Below are 17,431 nucleotides of genomic sequence, written 5' to 3' on the forward strand. Positions count from 1 at the left end.
TGGCAAACTCTACGGTAACGCAGCGACAGTAGGAGGGATGCCTTTTCTGCAGGGAAAAAGATGTCTGAGCGCAGCGAGTTGTTTTTCCCGGAAGAAAAGGCATCCCTCCTGCTGGCGCGTCTGCACCAAGTCAGAAAAACACGTAGTGGTCTACAAGGAGTACCACAAACAGGGCCATCAGGTAAGTGATGGAGTATTTGAAGGTGTTAAGTGCCACTCGGCGGTCGTCGCCTTTTAGCAGGCGTATGGCGTACTGCAGAAAGCGTAGGCCAAGAGCGAGCGCGCCAGCGAGATATATCCAGCCGGACATACCTGTGACGAAAGGTAGCAGGCTGACTGCCAACAGCATCAGGGTGTAGAGCAGAATGTGCAGTTCAGTAAACTTATTACCATGGGTGACCGGCAACATGGGAATGCCGGCTTTGGCGTATTCCTCTTTACGGTGAATAGCCAGGGCCCAGAAGTGCGGGGGAGTCCAGGCGAAGATGATGAGAACGAGCAATAGGGCATGGCCTTCTACCTGGCCAGTTACTGCTGTCCAGCCGAGCAATGGCGGCATGGCGCCGGCGAGGCCACCGATGGTGATGTTTTGGGGCGTTGCCCGTTTCAGGAACAGTGTATAAACGCCGGCATAACCTACCAGAGAGGCCAAAGTAAGCCATGCGGTGAGATGGTTCACCTGCCACATCAATACCACCATGCCTACGCTGGCCAGCAGTGTAGCGAACACTATGGCTTCTACCGGAGAGATTTTACCGGTAGCCACAGGGCGCTTGCGGGTTCGGGCCATTACGGTATCTATTTTCTGGTCGACCACGTGGTTGACCACGGCGGCAGCGCCGGCAAGAAAGGCTATGCCCAGGTTGCCCCATATCAGCACGCTCAGGCTGGGCAGGCCGGAAGTGGCCAAGAGCATGCCAATGGCGGATGTCAGGATCATCAAGGCCACTACGTTGGGCTTGGTCAGCTCCAGATAATCTCGCCAGGATATGGCGCGTGCGGATTGGCTGGTTGGGTTGCGGGCCGGCAGTACGTCCACTTGCTCACTCATGCCGTAATCTCCTGATGCATTATTGTTGTATGTGTTGCTCTTGCAGCATGTGCCTGGGGCAGCAGATTGTGCTGCCAGATCAGGTATATCACCGATAGCAGCAGCCCGGCGCCCATGGCGTTGTGAGCCACTGCAATCGGCAGGGGAATATGGAAAACAATGTTGGCGAGCCCCAGGGTGATCTGGGCCACCAGCGCTGCAGAAACAAGCAGTACCGGGCGGCGCAGTTCGCGACTGGCGCTTCTACGCCAGATCAGGGTCAGTAAAACAGCGAAATACCCCAGAACTACCAGAGCACCAACTCTGTGGGTTACGTGTATGGCTACCCGGCCATGGGCTGTGAGTTGCCCACCCAGATAGTTGGGGCCCACATGCTGGGTTATATCGAAGCCATGCTGGAAGTCCATATCCTTTGGCCACCACTCACCCTGACAGGTGGGCAAGTCGGTACAGGCGACGGCCGCATAGTTGGCTGCCGTCCAGGCCCCCAAGGCAATTTGCAGAATAACCAGCAACAAGCCGCCATAGAGCCAGGGGCGGAGTTTCGTGAGTCGCGACGTCGCCGCAGGGGGGGTCGGATGCTCTTCGGGCAGTGTTTTAGCGGAGTTGGTCTGTATTGCCGAGAACTTTCTTAGCCGCAGCACCAGCAATGTGAGCAGGCTCAAGGTGGTAAAGCCTCCAAGAAGGTGAAGCGCAACTACCTGGGGCCAAAGCTTCAGCGTGACCGTCCACATTCCGAACGCGCCCTGCAACAGAATAAAACCTGCAATAAAGAGCGGCAGCTTCACGGGTACACCGCTGCGGCGTTTACGCACGGCGCTTGCGGCCAGCCCGAACACCACAAGCCCCAAGGTGCCGGCGGCGTACCGGTGGATCATTTCCGGCCAGCCCTTGGCCACATCCACCGGAGAATCGGGGAACCGGGCATTGGCTATGGCAATGTGTGTGTCGCTCTGAGGCACTGTCATGAAGCCATAGCATCCAGGCCAGTCGGGGCAACCCAGCCCGGCATCCACCAGCCGGGTCCAGGCGCCCAGCATGATGACGACAATGGCGAGAAGCACTGAGAAAGTCGCCCAGTTTGCCATGGCTTTGGCGTTAGGCTGGTTGCCGGTAGACAGATGCGTCAAGGTAACTCCTCCGGGCTGAGCCTCAGCCCACCTGTGACAGTTTAAGCAGGTGTTTCAGATCTTTGAGCATGTCCTTGCCGGAGTTCTCCGGGCCGTAGTGCATCATCACATTGCCAAAAGGGTCTACCAGCATGATGCGCGGCTCTTTTTCCGGGTTAATTCCAGCTGGCCAGGCCGGCGTTTTGCCGGGAACAGGCCTCAGGCGTTCCATCAAGCGGTACTCGGTTGGCCAGCGCGCCGCCAGATCGCCGGTAATACCACCCAGCACAGCAGCTCTCGATACGCGGTTAGCGTTTTTTCCCAGGGCAATATTGGCCTGCCGGGCGAGGTAGAGCAGTTCTTCACAGCGGCTGTCACATTCGCCAGCAGCAACAACCAGCAGCCACTGAGGGTCTGTTTTGCCAGAAACGAAACGGTTGGCCAGAGGTACGCCGGAAAGTGTCTCAAGGTTGAGCGCGGCCACGGGCACCGTCGGGCTGATCAGCGTGCCGTGGTTCGTATGCCCTGCGGGGTTCAGCCAGCCGGTGTAGAACATGATAGTGGCCAGAATCATTGGCCCGAAACCCAAACCAAATAGCAACATAGCTGTACGCCGACCCCGGCGGACCTGTTCCGGAGTGGGGCCTTCTGTTTCGTCTTGCTGCGGTAACCCGTTAGCTATTGTCATTGTCATTATTGGTTCCTGTCTTTCGATAACTCGCGACTACACTCAATATAGTCAGCACCAGTGCAAGCGCAAACCATTGTGTCGCATATCCATAGTGGGTTTGTGGCCCCATGAGGTCTGGTTCCCAATCCGCACGATAGGCGCCCGGCTGCTCGCCGCTCGCAAGACGGATAATAGCACCGGGCAACTCGGGGATTTCAGCTCTTGCAACCGACCCGGGTAACGCCTGCACTCTGCGGGGCCATCCTTCGTCAATTGCTGATTTTGAGGACAGTACCGGTGGCTCCGGGTAAGGGCTTATCCGTCCGGTCAAACTGAAGACGCCTTCGGGGGGAGTAACATCCGGCAATTCATTTCGCGTTCTCGGTGCCCCGACCCAACCTCTGTTTACCAGAACTGCAGGGCCCTGCAGTGGGTAGAACGCCGTCAGAACCTCATAACCTGCAATGCCGTCGCGGGTCCGGTTATCCAGCAGCCAGCTGCGCTGACCGTAGAGCCCGGTAACCGTAACTGGCCTGCCGCTATCAAGCCCGCTGGCCGCCTGTTCCGGCCAATCAAGATCCTGTGCTTCTTGCTGCCACTGCTCAAGCAAAACCTGCTTTTCTTCAGCCCGGTTCAGTTGCCATATACCCAAACCCACCAGTAGCGGAAGAAAGGCCCCGGTAAACACCATCAACCGCCAGTTCAGCTGCCATTTTCGAGTGTTTTGTTTTGCCTCAGTCATGGTCTGCTATAGTGCGTTTGGCTTCAATCAGAACAAAAACCAGAGATCTTTTTATGCTCAAAGCCCTTATTATTTTCCTCATGCTCGCCGTTATCTTCAGCCTTTTCAGTGGCCTGTTCTTTCTCATAAAAGACGGCGGCAAAACTAACCGGGTGGTAAATTCTCTTGCTGTACGGGTAACCCTTAGCGTGCTTTTGTTGGCGGTTATTCTGCTGTCGCTTTGGCAAGGGAGCCTGACGCTACATCCGACTCCCTGACTGCAAACCCTTGTTGTGTCATATGACATATACGAACACGAACAAGCCCAACCAGACCACATCCACAAAGTGCCAATACCAGGACGTCGCTTCAAAACCAAAGTGGTTGTCTGCTGTGAAATGCCCTTTTTGAATTCGCATAAACATGATGATCAGCATCAGGGTACCCAGCATCACGTGAAAGCCGTGAAAGCCAGTGAGCATGAAGAAGGTGCTGCCGTAGATGCCGGATTGCAGCGTCAGGTTAAGATCCTGATAGGCGTGCATGTATTCTTCGGCCTGGAAGAAAAGAAACACCAGGGCCAGCACAATGGTTGCCCCCAGCCAGATTTTCAGTTTCTTTCTGTTATCCGCTTTAATGGCGTGGTGAGCGACCGTTATAGTGAACGATGAGGTAACAAGAAGAATGGTGTTTACCAACGGTAGACCCCAAGCGCCGATAACCGACTTTGGCGCGGGATAGGCTTCCGGATCCGGGTTGTTAATCAACGGCCAGGTAGCCTGGAAACCTTCCCAAAGCATATTGGAACTGCCGCGATCGCCCTCACCCCCGAGCCAGGGCACTGCAAACACCCGGGCGTAAAACAAGGCGCCAAAAAACGCCGCAAAAAACATGACTTCCGAGAATATGAACCAGCTCATGCCCCAGCGAAATGAGCGGTCCATCTGCGGGCTGTAAAGGCCGGAACGGCTTTCTTTGATGACGCTGCCAAACCAGCCAAACAGCATGTAAATCATAACCAATATGCCGGCCCAGAAAATCATCCAGGCACTACCGGTACTTTCCCCCTGATTGCTGGCGACCATAATTGAGGCCGCACCATATAACATGACGCCAAGGCCCACCGTAGCAATAATGGGCCACTTGCTCTGTTCGGGAACGTAATAGCTCTGATAATCCGCCATAGCAATCTCCGATGGCTTATCCGTTATCGATTATTGTTTTGTTTTTTGTACTTGTAGTTTCTATGACGGCCGCCTGGGGCTCGCCCTGATCATAAAGCGTATAGGACAGTGTCAGTTTCGTTATGTGGCTGGGCAAATCCTGATCCACAATGAACACCAGAGGCATTTCCGTATTCTGGCCTGCGGCCAGTGGCTGCTGGTTGAAGCAGAAGCACTCGGTTTTGTGGAAATACAGCGCACCCTCCGATGGCGACAGGCTGGGCACCGCTTGCCCAACCATATCCCGGTCGGTCGGGTTCTCCGCGTAGAAGTTCACGGTGGTGGCCTCCCCGGGGTGTACCTCAACACTGCGAGCAACCGGCCGGAATATCCAGGGCATGTCCGGCCCGTTCTGGGCCAGGAACTGCACCTTGATGGTGCGGCTCATGTCTGCAACCGGGCGCTCGGTAGACTCGTAGCGGCCGCTGGTCTTTCCGTTAATGCCGGTGATTTCACAAAACACGTCATACAAAGGCACTAGCGCAAAGCCGAAGGCAAACATTCCGGCCACGCTGGCAAGACACCAACCGATAACCCGCGCATTGCTGCGCGGAGGTACGGTTTTGTTTGCCGGTTGCTCAGCCATTTTTGTCAGCCTCCTATTTCACATCGGGTGGCGTGGTGAAGGTGTGGTAAGGCGCCGGCGAGGGCACTGTCCACTCAAGCCCTTCTGCACCTTCCCAAGGCTTGGCTGGTGCTTTAACACCGCCTCTGGCGCACTTAACAACAATCAGAAGGAACAGCAACTGGGTCGCGCCGAACATGAAGGCACCAATGCTCGACACCATATTGAAGTCGGCGAACTGCAGGGCGTAATCCGGAATCCGGCGCGGCATACCGGCAAGACCCAGGAAGTGCATCGGGAAGAAGGCCAGGTTCATGCCGACAAATGACAGCCAGAAATGGGTTTTGGCCAGCGTTTCGTCATACATATAGCCAGTCCACTTGGGCAGCCAGAAATAAGCCGACGCAAAGATACCGAAGATCGCACCTGGCACCAGGACATAATGGAAGTGAGCCACTACAAAGTAGGTGTCGTGGTACTGGAAGTCGGCCGGTGCAATCGCCAGCATAAGGCCGGAGAAGCCGCCGATGGAAAACAGGATCACGAAGGCGATGGCAAACAGCATGGGGGCTTCAAATGTGAGTGAGCCCCGGAACATGGTTGCCACCCAGTTGAACACCTTCACCCCTGTGGGTACGGCAATCAGCAGGGTGGCGTACATGAAGAAGAGCTGCCCTGCCAATGGCACGCCCACGGTGAACATGTGGTGAGCCCACACCAGGAATGACAAGAGCGCGATAGCACCTGTGGCATAGACCATGGAGGCATAGCCAAACAGACGTTTGCGGGAAAATGCCGGGATGATCTGGGAGATGGCTCCGAATGCCGGGAGGATCATTATATAAACCTCCGGATGTCCGAAGAACCAGAATACGTGCTGGAACAGCACCGGGTCGCCGCCGCCCGCTGCATTAAAGAAGCTGGTGCCGAAGTTGATGTCCATCAGCATCATGGTGACCACACCCGCCAGCACCGGCATTACCGCAATCAGCAGAAACGCAGTAATCAGCCAGGTCCATACAAACATGGGCATTTTCATCAACGTCATGCCCGGCGCCCGCATGTTCAGTACCGTGGCAATCACATTGATCGCGCCCATGATCGACGACACACCCATGATGTGGATGGCGAAGATAAAGAAGGTGGTACTTGGCGGCCCGTAGGTCGTAGAAAGAGGTGCGTAGAAGGTCCAGCCGAAGTTAGGTGCGCCACCCTCCATGAACAATGTTGAAACCAGAATCAGGAAGGCGCAGGGCAGCAGCCAGAAACTCCAGTTATTCATCCTTGGCAATGCCATGTCTGGCGCGCCAATCATCAGCGGTATCATCCAGTTGGCAAGGCCGACAAACGCCGGCATAACCGCACCAAAGACCATAATCAGGCCGTGCATGGTGGTCATCTGGTTAAAGAATTCCGGCTGAACAATCTGCAGCCCGGGCTGGAACAATTCTGCCCGGATAACCATGGCCATGGTTCCCCCTAAAAGGAACATGGTGAAGCTGAATATCAGGTACATGGACCCGATATCTTTGTGGTTCGTGGTCAGCAGCCAACGGCTGATGCCGCGAGCCGGGCCGTGATGATGATCCTGTGCGTGGGTACCTGCAACCGCACTCATGAAAACCCCCGTTACCGCCAATTATTGTGGCTGGTGATATCTGTTATCTGGCGTTGATTACTGTTGGTTCTTGTAATCGAAGATTTCTTTTGGCGTGACCATGTCACCCATCTTGTTACCCCAGGCATTACGCTCGTAGGTAATGATGGCCGCAAGATCTGCTTCATTAAGCTGTCCGCCGAAGGCCTGCATTGCCGTACCTGACACACCGTTGACGACAACATCGATGTGCGCGGCTATGTCTCCGGTCGCAATTGCGCTGCCTCTGAGTGCCGGGAATGCAGGGGGCACACCATTACCATTAACCTGGTGACAAGCTGCGCAAGCTGTCGCGTAAGCCTTTTCGCCACGCTCCATCAGCTCATCCATGGTCCAGTCTTTCTGGGTCAGCTCACGCTCTTTCTCGGCTGCCGCTTTCTGATCGGCAACCCAGGTGTTGTATTCCTCTTCTGGGACGGCTTTCACCACCACTGGCATAAAGCCGTGGTCTTTGCCGCACAGTTCTGTGCACTGGCCCCGATAGGTGCCTGGTTTGTCTACACGGGTCCAGGCTTCGTTGATGAAGCCGGGAATGGCATCCTTCTTTACACCGAAATCAGGCACCCACCAGGAGTGAATCACATCGTTTGCCGTCAGCAGGAAGCGAACCTTCTTGCCCACCGGAATCACCATGGGGTTATCCACTTCCAGAAGGTAGTTTTCGCCCTTGGTCTGTCGGTTTCTGATTTGATCTGACGGAGTTGTGAGATTGGAAAAGTAGCCAAAATCTTCGTTGATATATTCGTACTGCCACTTCCACTGGTAGCCGGTTACCTTGATATCAATATCCGACTCGGTGGTGTCGTACATATCAATCAGGGTGGCGGTGGCGGGAATTGCCATAATGACGAGAATGACAAGCGGTATGAGCGTCCAGAGGACCTCGACCATCGTATTCTCATGAAAATTGGCAGGTTTTGCGCCCTGGGACTTGCGATGGGCAAAGATAGACCAGAACATGATCCCGAAAACCACGGCGCCAATGGCAACGCAGATCCAGAAAATGGTCATATGAAGGTCGAATATATCGTTACTGGTACCGGTTACCCCGGGGGTCATGTTTACCGTCCAGTCCGCCATGGACAACGCGGGAAACAATAAACCGCCTGAAAGGGCACCTACCCGCTGAGCGTGCACGCGCATACTGTGTCTCCACAGAGTATTATTCTTGTCGGATTTTGCGTAATCCCTCTACTCTTTCGCCGGCGCTCGCATTCGCCGGAAATTCGCAGAGTGAAAGCCTGCTTATGGATACATCACAATCGAGTATAGACACAGATCAAAAAAACACTAAAAAGTCGCTAAACCCAAAAAGACTAAACACGCCCCTTTAAGAAGCAAATGGAATATGGCATTTAAACTGTCGGTTACAGACAGGCGTTTATGGGCACTGGCATGGCCATTGATGCTCACCAACCTCACCGTTCCATTATTGGGTCTGGTGGATACGGCTGTACTTGGGCATCTGGAAAGCCCGGAATATCTCGGTGCCGTGGCGGTTGGCGCCAACCTGTTCACCATCCTGTACTGGACCTTTGGTTTTATGCGCATGGGTACTACCGGGCTGGCCGCTCAGGCCTGGGGCAAGCGCGACAGCTTCAGCCAGGTTGCCCTGCTTTTACGCTCGGTGATGTTGGCGGTGGGTATCGGCCTGTTGCTGATTCTGTGCCATCAACCACTAATCCGGATCGGGCTGACTCTGATGAACGCCAGCCCGGAAGTCACCGACCTGGCTGCCGAGTATGCGGCAATTCGTATCTGGAGTGCCCCGGCGGTACTGTGCCAATACACGCTGGTGGGCTGGCTGATTGGTACTCAGTATGCCCGTGGGCCGATGATCATGTTGATCGTGGCCAACGGCCTGAACATTGTGCTGGATGTGTTCTTCGTGACGGTGCTGGGCTGGAACAGCCGGGGTGTAGCCATTGCTACTGTGATCGCAGAGTACGGTGCCGCCATCATCGGTTTCGTTATCGTTCTGCAGCGTATGCCTGACGGGCAAAGACTTACCCGGGCCCTATTCGGCACTCTTTCAGACTACCTGGCCATCCTGCAAGTGAACCGCTACATCATGGTTCGCACCATTGCGCTTTTATTGGTGCTGGCATTTTTCACGGCCCAAGGTGCTCGTCAGGGCGACACCATTCTGGCAGCCAACGCGGTGCTGATCACCTTCCTGCTGTTGATTTCCAATGCCCTGGACGGCTTTGCCAATGCGGCTGAGGCCCTGATCGGTGAAGCTGTTGGCCGAAACAGCAGGCGCCGCTTTATGGTGGTGTTTCGCTGTGCCTTGCGTTGGTCTCTCTGGGGGTCTCTGCTACTGACAATTCTGTTCATAGCCGGAGGTCGCAGCTTGATCGCGCTGCTGACCGGTATTGAGGAAGTTCGCACCACAGCCTGGCAATACTTGCCCTGGCTCTGGTTACTACCTTTTGCGTCTGTTTGGGGTTTTCTGTTTGACGGGGTGTTCATCGGCGCAACACGCACCCGGGATATGCAAAACACCATGTTATTTTCAGCACTGGGGGTGTTTGCCCCCATCTGGTGGCTTACTACCGGCTGGGGAAATCACGGCCTGTGGTTTTCTCTGATCTGCCTGATGCTTGCCCGCGCAGCCAGTATGGGTTTGCTCTGCTGGTCACACACCCGCAACGATCGGTGGTTCAGCGTCCGGTAGCCGATGTGCAAATGTTAACAATATCTGACACTCCAGAAATCGCAGCACGCCAAATCTCGTCTACACTTGTCAGAAAAGAAGGGCGCCTCGTGCCGGTATTTGGTGGCAACCCGCCGCAGCACAGTTGCCCGGTTACCCACTGCCCGATACGGGAGGCGCCTTGCGACCTCAACTTGTTCAGACACTGGCATGTCCTCAAATGACCCCACAGGCAGTTCTGGAAATCATTGACCACGCGCGGCGCAAGGAAGCGCGCACTGGAACCTTTCTGAAGCAGTTGCATAAAAAGGCAACAGCATTGCCCTCGGCCGTCACCATTGAGGGCTACCAGCCTGCCGCCTGCCTGTTTCAGTTCGCCATTGAATACATAGAAATGGCACCGCGGCTGATAGAGTGTGTGGATGCCTGCGCACAGGAAGCCGGCACCGCCCAGCTGTTTGACCCTTTTGTGAAAGCTGCCATCGGCTACTTCACAGAGCCCTCGGTACTGCTTTTACACTACGATGGCCTGGACGGCCTTCTGATACGCGCCTACCTCTGCCACCGCCTGATGGAAGAGATGCACGAAAACAACCACTCCATACGAACCGGAGGGCTTGTCGATATTGAAGCAACTCGTGCTAACCTGCTGGTTCACGAGCTTATTGGCGAACCCTTCGCAAACGAACTGGACGACTCAATAACCGTGACCGTGCTGCAGATTGCCGGTACGCCGGATTACTATGAACTCAATCTGGACCCCTTCGTTGAACAGGTAAACAACGACGCCTGGAGCTGGATGCGACGCTACTGGGAGAACCTCCTGACCCGCAATCATATCCGCTTTTCGCTGGGCTCCAGCCTGACCTGACCCGGGCAGCAAACTCCGGGCAATTGAAAGGTTTTTATCAACATGACAAAGCAAACCGTTTTGCTGCTGGCAGGGTGTCTGCTGCTCACCCCTGCGCTGGCAGAAGAATTAACGGTACGAATTCAGATCACCGACGGCACGGGCCCGGTAACAGGTGCGGTGGTATTCACGCAAGATAGCAGCCGCGCGGCCCCCATTCAGACAGAAGTGGTTCAGAAAGATCGCATGTTTCACCCCCACGTGCTGATCATACCCACCGGTTCCAAAGTAGACTTCCCGAACCGGGACAACACTCAGCACCATGTGTATTCCTTCTCGCCGGCAAAGCCCTTTAATCTTGAACTCTACGCGGGCAAGCCTGAGGCCCCGGTTGTATTTGACCAGCCAGGCATTGTCGAGCTGGGCTGCAATATTCACGACCATATGCAGGCGTTCATTGTGGTGGCAGACACCCGCGCCATCGGGCAAACCAACGAGCAGGGCGAGGTAAGCCTCCTACTCGATTTTGGCTCCGCTCCGGCACCCGGCGCACTTGACCTGAATATCTGGCACCCCCGTTTGCCAGACAACACAAGGCCGGTGATCCGGGAAATCGATGTCACCAGTCTGGCGGGCGTTTCCACAACATCCATCCCCATTGAGCTAGACCCGGAGCCACGGCATGATGGCCCTCTGGATCACCTTCAGAAACGCTTTCAGGAGCTTTGATGGGCCGCTTGGCTAACCGCATCGGATTCCGCGGCCGTCTGGTTACAGCCATGGTCGCGTTGGTGGCTCTGGTCAGCCTGTTGATCGGTGCACTCTTGATGGTGTACCTGTTCGAAGATGAAAAAAGCAGAGCTCTGGAACAGCTCACCATAGCCGAGCGTTTGACCAACGAAGTAATCGCCCGCCGCACCGATCTGGAACTCTCCCGGTTGAACGTGGTTGTGCGTGATTTCGGCTTTCGCTCTGCTATCGCCAGCCGCGACCCGGCCACACTCAGCAGCGCTCTGGAAAACCATAGTGGCCGCGCCGGGGCAGATTTCGCATTATTACTGGACCAACGAGGCGAGCTTCTGGCATCCACCCTGCGCCGGGATCTGCCGGACATTGCCCCCTCACAACTCACCAATGCCCGCCAAAACGGCTCTGGCCGCTCACTCCTGGCCATTGACCAGCGTGGCTATGAAGTACTGACTGTTCCGGTTGAGGCGCCAGGGCTGCGGGCATGGTTGGTGGCGGGGTTCGAGCTTGATCAGGACTTGGCAGACATCATTGCCAGGCTCAGTGGCAGCTCCATCATTTTCCGCACAAGCGCAGACAGCCCAAGTGGCTTCACCAGTTTTGCGGCATCATCGGATATCAACAGCGCCATGGACCCTGCATTGCTCCAATCGGCAGGTGGCCGCAATTTCATCGAAAGCGCTCGCTATTTTACACGCACACTCAATCTCGGTGCCTCCGGACAAGGTGCCTTTGAGGCTATCCTGATGATCAGCCGGGAAGCCAGCCTGCAGAATTACTACAGCCGGGCTCTTGAAATAGCTCTGCTGGTGGCGGCGATTATGGTGTTTGCCACCGTTCTTGCACTGCTGGTAGCACGCTATCTGGGCAGGCCGGTGTTGCAGCTTGCCCAGTACGCCCGCGCCGTGGGGCAGGGGCTAAACCCGCACGCGCCAAACATCCGAACCGGCGGTGAACTCCTGCAGCTACGGGATACCTTGAGGGATACCCTGGCCCAGCTCAGCCGGCGCGAAGCCGAAATCCGCCATGCTGCAACCCATGATGAAGTAACCGGGCTCGGGAACCGTAATGCCTTGATGCACATGGCGACGGAAGGCTTCCGGACAGGACAACCTTGTAGTCTGATAGGGCTGCGTGTGAACGATCTTTCAGACATCAACGATGCCCTCGGCATTGAATTCGGCGACAAAGTGCTACTTGGCCTGTCGCAACGGCTGCGGGACGAACTCTCCGATGCCCACCATATCGCACGAACCGGTGGCGGTGAATTTCTGGCATTGCTGCCAGCGTGCAGCCCGGAGGCTTTGGATCAAAGAGCGAAGGGCCTGCACGCCAGCGCGGAATCACCTCTGAATGTTGATAGCACGCCGTTTTCACTACGTACCACCCTGATATCCATGCAACTGCCCAACGACGCGTCTAATACAAATGAGCTGAGGCGCCGTGTGAACCTGACATTCGAGCAAGCCGTGCAACAGGGCAGCGCGATCACACGTTACGAACCAGGCCAGGACGAAAACCACCTGCGCGAGCTCAAATTGATTTCCGACCTGCACAGCGCCATCCGCAACAATGGCCTGCACATGAACTACCAGCCCAAGCTGGACAACCACACAGGCAAGTTGCTTCAGGTGGAAGCACTGGTGCGCTGGATACATCCGGAGCTGGGCTTTATCTCGCCGGAAGAATTCATCTTTCTGGCAGAACAGTCTGGCCAGATCCACGAGCTGACGGATCATATTTTACAACGGGTGGCCGATGAGGCCCGCGCCTGGTTCCACGGGGGCCTGGATGCGGGTGTGGCGATCAATCTTTCCGCAATGGATCTGACCAGGCCGGGGCTGGCCGAACGCGTAGCCCGAACCTTCGCAGACTGGCACCACAGCATGGATCGCATCACGCTTGAGGTCACAGAAAGCGCACTGATGGACGACCCGGTAGAAGCCATGGCAACGTTAAATCGCCTGCGGGATCTGGGCGTTACGCTGTCCGTTGACGATTTTGGCACCGGCTACTCTTCGCTGTCCCAGCTACGTAAACTGCCGGTTCAGGAGCTGAAAATCGACAAATCCTTTGTTTTGAAGCTGAATGCTGAACCTCAGGACCAGTTGATTGTGAAATCCACCATCGACATGGCCCACGGCCTTGGCTTGAAGGTGGTCGCAGAAGGTATCGAGAACCTGGAAACCTGGAAGCTGCTGCAGTCCTGGGGCTGCAACGTAGGCCAGGGCTTTTTCCTTAGCCGCCCGGTTTCCAGGGCTGACCTTATGCAGACAGCCGCTAGTCTTTTGGAGCGCCAGCACGAGCTGGCCGATATGTCTCAGGAGCATTCTTAATGACGCGCCTTGTTGCACAACCTATTAAAAAACTGTGGACCGGAACGCTTGTGCCGTTGATGGCTCTTGGGCTTCTGGTTTCTCCCGCGGTTATGGCCGATGTGGGTAGCCGCATCTGGGCAACCGGCGGCGTCACAACCATAGAAGGCAGCGCGGGCGGCGGCCTGGTGCCCTGGGCCATGCTTGGAAGCTACGCCAGTGACGAAGAGTGGGGCGGCACTCTGGCCCTCAGCCGCGCCGAGGTCGACGACTACAGCTTGGCTGTTACTGGTGCTGGCTTGAACTGGAACAATCGGGTTGAAGTAACCATCGCGCGCCAGACTCTGGATCTGGACAGCCTGGTATTCACCCTGAAAAACGGCTTCGGGCTGGAACAGGATGAACTAAACCAGGATATTTTTGGTGTGAAGGTGCGGTTGGCTGGCGATGTTCTCTACAGCCCCTGGGGGCAGTGGTCAGCGGGTGTACAACACAAGCGACAACGGGATTTCACCGTGCCAAACGCCATCGGCGCCCGGGACGACAACGGCACCGATGTGTACTTCTCTGGCTCCAAAGTATTTTTTGCCGCTGTATTTGGCCGTAACCTTCTGGTGAACGGCACTTTACGGGGCACCCGAGCCAATCAGGGCGGGTTGCTGGGTTTTGGCGGCGACTTGAACAACGGCTATGAAATAATGGCAGAAGCCGGTGTTGGCGTATTTATTAACCGACAATGGCTGGTGGGAGCCGAGTACCGACAAAAGCCCGACAACCTGAGCTTTGCCCGCGAAGACGACTGGTGGGATATGTTTATTGCCTGGGTGCCGGATCGCCGCCTGGCGGTCACAGCTGCATTTGTGAACCTTGGCGATATCGCCACCCTGGAAGACCAGCAGGGTATTTATCTGTCTTTGCAGGGGAGTTTCTGATCATGGGCCTGCGCATAACGAAGACAACCATTGCCGCACTTTTAATCACAACAGGGCTTGTTCTGGGCGGCTGCCAGAGCGTTCAGCACGAGCCGGATAACCGCCTTTATATGCAACTCGGTGAACGCTCCGGGATTGCCGATGTGGTAGAAGATTTGCTCTACCTGATTGTGGCTGACGAACGCATTAACCATCAGTTCAAAGGCATGAACGTTGCCCAGTTCCACCGCAACCTGACTGACCAGCTGTGTGAGCTCAGTGGCGGTCCTTGCACCTACACCGGGCGGGAAATGCGAGAGTTGCATGCGGATATGGGGGTCACAGCGACTCAGTTTAATGCGCTGGCAGAAAACCTTATTCTGGCTATGGAAAAAAACCGGATACCCACTGCTGCTCAAAATCAGCTGATTAAACGGCTTTTGCCAATGTACCCGGACATCAGGCATCTTTAACAACCACCAAGAGCCACTGCCACCATAGGGAAGAGCACAGAATGACTGAAAAAAAGATCGAGATCCGGCCTGGCCGCTACCGACACTATAAAGGCATGGATTACGAAGTAATCGATATTGCCCGTCACAGCGAAACCGAAGAGAAGCTGGTGGTTTATCGTTGCCTGTATGGCGACTACAGCCTGTGGGTGCGCCCGCTCAGCATGTTCCGGGAAACGGTAAACGTGGCGGGCGAGCAGGTTCCGCGTTTTGCCCGGATTGATAAGGACTGACGGTTACACAAGTCTTTTGACTCAGCTGGCCAATTACTGCACATTACCGCGTTTTCATAATGCCAGCCTTCGCGAGAGGGCCGGATAATCCACCACGCGTACTCGGAGTTTTCCCATGAATGCCGTCGTTGCCGCGGTGCTGATCATGCTCGTGCTGAGTTTGGCCCGCATCCACGTTGTTGTTGCCCTTATCGTAGGTGCCGTATCTGGCGGCCTGATTGCGGGACTGTCCCTTGAAGCCACCATTGCGGCCTTTAATAACGGGTTGGGCGGCGGTGCCACAGTTGCTCTTTCGTACGCCACCCTCGGTGCTTTTGCCGTTGCCATAGGCAAATCCGGCCTGGCCCACGCGCTGGCAGACAAAACCCTGGCCATGGTCGGCCAGCAGGAAAACAGCGCTGCGGCTAAAAGCGTGCGTTACATGATTATTGGCGTGCTGGTGCTGATTGCCCTGTCGTCACAGAACATCCTCCCGATCCACATCGCGTTCATTCCGCTGGTTGTACCACCCATGCTGTACGTGATGGCCAAACTCAAAATGGACCGTCGGCTTGTGGCCTGTGCGCTCACCTTCGGTTTGATCACGCCTTACATGTTCCTGCCCATCGGCTTCGGCGGCATTTACCTGAACGACATTCTGATGGCCAAAATCAGCACCAACGGCGGTGAAACTGAAGGCCTTAGCGTTATGCACGCCATGGCTCTACCTGCCCTGGGCATGCTCTGCGGCCTGCTGGTTGCGGTATTCTTCACCTACCGCGGCGACCGTGAATACGATCTGGAAGCTATCACTCGCACCGAACGCGTAAACGTATCCTACAGCTCCGGCACATTGTTCATGGCCGTTGTCGCCATTGTGGCGGCCTTCGTGGTTCAGCTTTGGCTGGAATCCATGATCCTCGGTGCTTTGGCGGGCTTCCTGCTGTTCAACCTTTCCGGCGTGGTTAAGTGGAAAGAAGCTGACGACCTGTTTACTGAAGGCATGAAAATGCTGGCCATGATCGGCTTTATCATGATCGCTGCGTCTGGTTTTGCGGAAGTAATGCGGGAAACCGGCGAAATCGCCACGCTGGTACAAAGCTCTGTAGACATCATCGGCAACAACAAGCCCATGGCCGCTCTGCTGATGCTGCTGGTAGGCCTGATGATCACCATGGGCATCGGTTCATCCTTCTCCACCATCCCCATCATCGCCGCTCTCTACGTGCCTCTGGCTCTGGAAATGGGCTTCAGCTCCCTAGCCATCGTTGCCCTGGTCGGCACCGCCGGCGCCCTGGGTGATGCCGGCTCCCCAGCCTCCGACTCAACCCTCGGCCCCACCGCCGGCCTGAACGTAGACGGCCAGCACAACCACATCTGGGATTCGGTAGTGCCCACGTTCTTGCACTACAACCTGCCGCTGCTTGGATTTGGGTGGTTGGCGGCTATGGTTCTTTAATTTTGGAGTTAGCCTTCCTTTCTCGTAGCCTGCTGGTTTTGGGGGCTACGAGGTCACGGTGGGTCTTTTCTTCTGGAAAAAAAGAACTCGCTGCGCTCAGACATTTTTTCCCGCCAGAAAAGACCCACCGCACCCTCTAGGCACACAGGACAGATATCGCTAGGGAAAAATGGAGAGAGGGGAAGCATTCCTGTCAGTATTTCTAGTGTTGCCAGCTCCGAATATGAGAAACCATAGTCTGGAATTTGAAATCTAGAATCTGAAATCCAAACCGTACCGAACGATTTGAACGTCCTTATCCTTTAACCCGAGTTGCCCTCGTAGTATGAACAAGAGGACGTGGGGAGATGTTTTTCTGCCGGGAAAAAAATGTCTGAGCGCAGCGAGTTCTTTTTTCCCAGAAGAAAAATATATCGCCGCGGCCTCGATCCCCGCTAAGCCAGCAGGCTACAAGTCTTAATCTTTAATCCCTAGTCCTCAGACCCAGCCTTAAAGAAAACAACCTGCTTAACCGTATGGTCATCCTGGTTATCCCGCTGATTAACCCGAGTCTCCAGTTCAGCATTCTCAGGCACCTCAACATCCGAGATGGCATCGGTAAAACCACAAGCCACGCACTCGCGAATCTGCTCGTCGTTGTCATCGGTGAACATCATGATCTTGTCCATCTCAGCACAGCGGGGGCACACCGCACCGGCTATAAAACGTTTGGGGGTCGCCATAACGTAACTCCAGAATAGGTCTCCGGTGGCTGTAACAACCACCGGAGAGAA

The 17,431-nt window shown here is 55.5% G+C and carries 18 protein-coding genes; 9 read left to right on the plus strand and 9 right to left on the minus strand.

Annotated elements, in window-relative coordinates:
* Positions 1-130: 130 nt before the first annotated feature.
* The 4 genes from cyoE to RKA07_RS02370 form a co-directional block, all read right to left on the minus strand.
* Entirely contained in the window at positions 131-1,051 is a 921-nt protein-coding gene (gene cyoE / locus RKA07_RS02355) for a heme o synthase (RefSeq protein WP_309044122.1), read from the minus strand.
* Positions 1,048-2,139 (minus strand): COX15/CtaA family protein, encoded by a 1,092-nt coding sequence (locus RKA07_RS02360; RefSeq protein WP_310965544.1) that lies wholly within the window; start codon positions 2,137-2,139, stop codon positions 1,048-1,050. Before RKA07_RS02360 ends, cyoE begins: the two co-directional genes overlap by 4 nt.
* Before the next feature lie 64 nt (positions 2,140-2,203).
* Positions 2,204-2,854 carry a redox-active disulfide-containing membrane protein gene (locus tag RKA07_RS02365; RefSeq protein WP_435404603.1) on the minus strand — a complete coding sequence of 217 codons (651 nt, stop codon included), beginning with the start codon at positions 2,852-2,854 and terminating at the stop codon, positions 2,204-2,206.
* Positions 2,835-3,572 (minus strand): SURF1 family protein, encoded by a 738-nt coding sequence (locus RKA07_RS02370; protein WP_310965447.1) that lies wholly within the window; start codon positions 3,570-3,572, stop codon positions 2,835-2,837. Before RKA07_RS02370 ends, RKA07_RS02365 begins: the two co-directional genes overlap by 20 nt.
* Before the next feature lie 53 nt (positions 3,573-3,625).
* On the opposite strand from RKA07_RS02370, the gene RKA07_RS02375 reads away from it, so the two are divergent.
* A complete protein-coding gene (locus RKA07_RS02375; protein ID WP_200370763.1) occupies positions 3,626-3,829 on the plus strand; it encodes a twin transmembrane helix small protein in 204 nt (67 codons plus the stop codon).
* Between the two features lie 18 nt (positions 3,830-3,847).
* Here RKA07_RS02375 and RKA07_RS02380 read toward each other — a convergent pair whose 3' ends face one another.
* From RKA07_RS02380 to coxB, 4 genes are read right to left on the minus strand one after another with little or no spacing between them, the layout of a single operon-like run.
* The gene (locus RKA07_RS02380) at positions 3,848-4,735 is read right to left on the minus strand and encodes a cytochrome c oxidase subunit 3 (protein ID WP_200370765.1); all 888 of its coding nucleotides are present in this window, start codon (positions 4,733-4,735) and stop codon (positions 3,848-3,850) included.
* Between the two features lie 16 nt (positions 4,736-4,751).
* Positions 4,752-5,360 carry a cytochrome c oxidase assembly protein gene (locus tag RKA07_RS02385; protein ID WP_200370767.1) on the minus strand — a complete coding sequence of 203 codons (609 nt, stop codon included), beginning with the start codon at positions 5,358-5,360 and terminating at the stop codon, positions 4,752-4,754.
* Between the two features lie 13 nt (positions 5,361-5,373).
* Positions 5,374-6,957, minus strand: coding sequence for a cytochrome c oxidase subunit I (gene ctaD / locus RKA07_RS02390; RefSeq protein ID WP_200370768.1), 1,584 nt, complete (start codon positions 6,955-6,957; stop codon positions 5,374-5,376).
* Positions 6,958-7,014: 57 nt separating this feature from the next.
* Complete coding sequence (coxB, locus tag RKA07_RS02395) at positions 7,015-8,139, minus strand: cytochrome c oxidase subunit II (protein ID WP_200370769.1); 1,125 nt, start codon at positions 8,137-8,139, stop codon at positions 7,015-7,017.
* 205 nt (positions 8,140-8,344) lie between these two features.
* Between coxB and RKA07_RS02400 the strand changes: the two genes are divergently transcribed.
* From RKA07_RS02400 to RKA07_RS02435, 8 genes are all read left to right on the plus strand, one after another.
* Entirely contained in the window at positions 8,345-9,673 is a 1,329-nt protein-coding gene (locus RKA07_RS02400) for an MATE family efflux transporter (protein WP_310965449.1), read from the plus strand.
* Between the two features lie 199 nt (positions 9,674-9,872).
* Positions 9,873-10,523: a hypothetical protein gene (locus RKA07_RS02405; protein ID WP_310965450.1), complete on the plus strand. Its 651-nt coding sequence runs from the start codon at positions 9,873-9,875 to the stop codon at positions 10,521-10,523.
* 42 nt (positions 10,524-10,565) lie between these two features.
* The gene (locus RKA07_RS02410; RefSeq protein WP_200370773.1) at positions 10,566-11,231 is read left to right on the plus strand and encodes a methylamine utilization protein; all 666 of its coding nucleotides are present in this window, start codon (positions 10,566-10,568) and stop codon (positions 11,229-11,231) included.
* The gene (locus RKA07_RS02415; protein WP_310965451.1) at positions 11,231-13,585 is read left to right on the plus strand and encodes a putative bifunctional diguanylate cyclase/phosphodiesterase; all 2,355 of its coding nucleotides are present in this window, start codon (positions 11,231-11,233) and stop codon (positions 13,583-13,585) included. Before RKA07_RS02410 ends, RKA07_RS02415 begins: the two co-directional genes overlap by 1 nt.
* A 59-nt stretch (positions 13,586-13,644) precedes the next feature.
* Positions 13,645-14,496, plus strand: coding sequence for a DUF3034 family protein (locus RKA07_RS02420; RefSeq protein ID WP_417538987.1), 852 nt, complete (start codon positions 13,645-13,647; stop codon positions 14,494-14,496).
* Between the two features lie 2 nt (positions 14,497-14,498).
* The gene (locus RKA07_RS02425; RefSeq protein ID WP_310965453.1) at positions 14,499-14,948 is read left to right on the plus strand and encodes a group I truncated hemoglobin; all 450 of its coding nucleotides are present in this window, start codon (positions 14,499-14,501) and stop codon (positions 14,946-14,948) included.
* Positions 14,949-14,989: 41 nt separating this feature from the next.
* Positions 14,990-15,220, plus strand: a complete 231-nt coding sequence (locus RKA07_RS02430; protein WP_200201560.1) for a DUF1653 domain-containing protein — start codon at positions 14,990-14,992, stop codon at positions 15,218-15,220.
* 115 nt (positions 15,221-15,335) lie between these two features.
* The gene (locus tag RKA07_RS02435; RefSeq protein WP_200201561.1) at positions 15,336-16,658 is read left to right on the plus strand and encodes a Na+/H+ antiporter family protein; all 1,323 of its coding nucleotides are present in this window, start codon (positions 15,336-15,338) and stop codon (positions 16,656-16,658) included.
* Positions 16,659-17,128: 470 nt separating this feature from the next.
* Here RKA07_RS02435 and RKA07_RS02440 read toward each other — a convergent pair whose 3' ends face one another.
* Positions 17,129-17,380: a YheV family putative zinc ribbon protein gene (locus tag RKA07_RS02440; protein WP_310965454.1), complete on the minus strand. Its 252-nt coding sequence runs from the start codon at positions 17,378-17,380 to the stop codon at positions 17,129-17,131.
* Positions 17,381-17,431 lie beyond the last annotated feature (51 nt).

Origin of the sequence: Marinobacter xiaoshiensis (genome assembly GCF_031631795.1) — a bacterium.
In the GTDB taxonomy this organism is placed as follows: Bacteria; Pseudomonadota; Gammaproteobacteria; order Pseudomonadales; family Oleiphilaceae; genus Marinobacter; species Marinobacter xiaoshiensis.